Source organism: Superficieibacter sp. HKU1 (assembly GCF_029319185.1).
Taxonomy (GTDB): Bacteria; Pseudomonadota; Gammaproteobacteria; order Enterobacterales; family Enterobacteriaceae; genus Superficieibacter.
This window is the reverse complement of sequence record NZ_CP119756.1, coordinates 1-2,175: the sequence shown is the minus strand read 5'-3', so window position 1 is coordinate 2,175 and position 2,175 is coordinate 1. Positions and strand designations below refer to the sequence as shown.

The window sequence follows — 2,175 nt, the reverse complement described above, 5'->3', positions numbered from 1 at the left end:
ATTACGGATTCATTTCTTGTCAATGATTGGTCTACGTAGCTTCCCATAAGGTTATATCCATTTAGAAAAAATAGGATTTTTCCCTTTTTAAGGCGAATCAGCAATAGAAACTTTATGTCTCCGTGGTAGGTATACAAAATTTACGGAGAGCGTAGCGACCGTCGCACAGTTCGGTTCTTTCCTTTCGTGCCGCAACTGGCTTGATTCTGTGATGGTGGTGGTGGCTGCTGCTATGTCTCATATACTCTTGGCGTTGCAATCCTTTATCCCATATCTGTCGAATATCACAGATGATCTTCTTGAGATCTTGTCCGTTGCGTCGTAATCTCTTGCTCTGGAAACGAAAAAACCGCCCTGCAAGGCGGTTTTTCGAAGGTTCTCAGAGCTACCAACTCTTTGAACCGCGGTAACTGGCTTGGAGGAGCGCAGTAACCAAATCTGTCCTTTCAGTTTAGCCTTAACAGGCGCATAACTTCAAGACTAACTCCTCTAAATCCGTTACCAATGGCTACCGCCACTGGCGATTTGTCGTGTCTTTCCGGGTTGGACTCAAGTTGATAGTTACCGGAACGGGCGTGGTAGTCGGACTGAACGGGGGGTTCGTGCATACAGTCCAGCTTGGAGCGAACTGCCTACCCGGAACTGAGTGTCAGGCGTGGAATGAGATAAACGCGGCCATAACAGCGGAATGACACCGGTACACCGAAAGGCAGGAACAGGAGAGCGCACGAGGGAGCTACCAGGGGGAAACGCCTGGGATCTTTATAGTCCTGTCGGGTTTCGCCACCACTGATTTGAGCGTCAGATTCTGTGATGCTTGTCAGGGGGGCGGAGCCTATGGAAAAACGGCAGCGCCGCATCCTTTTTCTGCCCCGTTTGTCATGCCATATGCCTTTGCTCTTCTCCGTGTGCAGGTAACGCCCGCCGCAGCCGAACGGCAGGAGCGTCCGCGACTGAGTGAGCGAGGAGGCGTCATATCCTCTGAACTTCCATTTTCTGCCTTACGCCCGCAGCTGCATTTTCCTCTGTCACATGAAGCACTTTCCTGATTACCGCACTCATGCCAACATAATAAGCCAGTATACACTCCGCTAGCGCTACGTGACTGGTTCAGGGCTGCGCCCCGAAACCCGCTAAATCCACTGACGCGCCTGCGGCTTGTCCAACGCCTCACGGCACCGGATTAAAATCCGCTCCCGTTCACCGTTTCTGACTGCCTTTCACCGTCGCTTACGCTTCATCGTTCCTACTGTGTCTGGCAGACTGCTGGGACTATTCTCATACGGAGATAAACATGACGAGACTTACAAACCTGACCCCCGCTGAGAAAAAGTTTATCGACGACGCTATAGCCGCTGCCGAACGTGCGGCCGGGAAGAAGCTCAATCAGCCTAACCGGCACATCGTTCTGAACAGAGCGCGTGCGCAGATTGAGTCGCAGCGTTACGCCGACCGCCAGCGTGCATTACGTGAGGATGAGCGGCAGCAGTCCGATTTTGCCTGGTCACGTCCGCGCGCGCCGCGCCGCTGATTGCGGATTTTGGCGGTTTAGTGGTGCTGACGCTGCGAAATCACCTGCGATTCACCCGCGTGCATAACGATTCATGCGCTCAAAAATCACCAGAGCGTTTCTGAACGTTTTTCAGGAGGTCATACGTGTTCTTTTGCGTATTAGGGCGGAGAAACGCCCTGAGAGCCTCTGAGGCGGTGCGGGCAACGGGTGTTATGGTAAATCCAGCTGATTGGCAGGTACAAAAAAAGCCCCGTAGGGCTTTTTTTGTAATGCTACGAGGAAGCTACTGCTGCTTAGAATTCATTTCCTCGATATGATTGTTCACAATCGATCTGAATTGCATTGGCGCCTTGATGTTTGGAATTGGAGTGTTGGTTCCGCCAGTGCCTTTAATCACGATAGACCCATAGTTAAAGATTCGTCCCAGTATCCCTTGATGTATGCCAAGGCTTTCAACTTTATCAATACGGAGTTCCACCGTATTGCGTCGGATCAAACCCACTTTTGCGATGACTCTTTGGTTAGTTAATGCAAGCTCCGTTGACCAAACTCTAAGGAGCACAGGGATTATTATAAGTAACCCTAAGCCGTAAAAAGGCAGCAACAAGATTCCGATAATTACTGGGATGATTGTTGGAATCCAGGAGGTTTGAGCGCGAGAT

At 50.9% G+C, this 2,175-nt stretch carries 2 protein-coding genes; one reads left to right on the top strand and one right to left on the bottom strand.

Annotated elements, in window-relative coordinates:
• Window positions 1-1,294 precede the first annotated feature (1,294 nt).
• On the top strand, window positions 1,295-1,531 hold the full coding sequence (locus tag P0H77_RS23175) for a hypothetical protein (protein ID WP_016230891.1): 237 nt from the start codon (window positions 1,295-1,297) through the stop codon (window positions 1,529-1,531).
• Window positions 1,532-1,796: 265 nt separating this feature from the next.
• Here P0H77_RS23175 and P0H77_RS23170 read toward each other — a convergent pair.
• Window positions 1,797-2,175: PH domain-containing protein (locus tag P0H77_RS23170; RefSeq protein WP_276165228.1), on the bottom strand; the 379-nt coding region annotated here is incomplete at its 5' end.

Excerpts from the sequence above, each read along its gene's own strand:
- P0H77_RS23175 (WP_016230891.1), top strand. The coding sequence starts at position 1,295 with ATGACGAGACTTACAAACCTGACCCCCGCTGAGAAAAAGTTTATCGAC.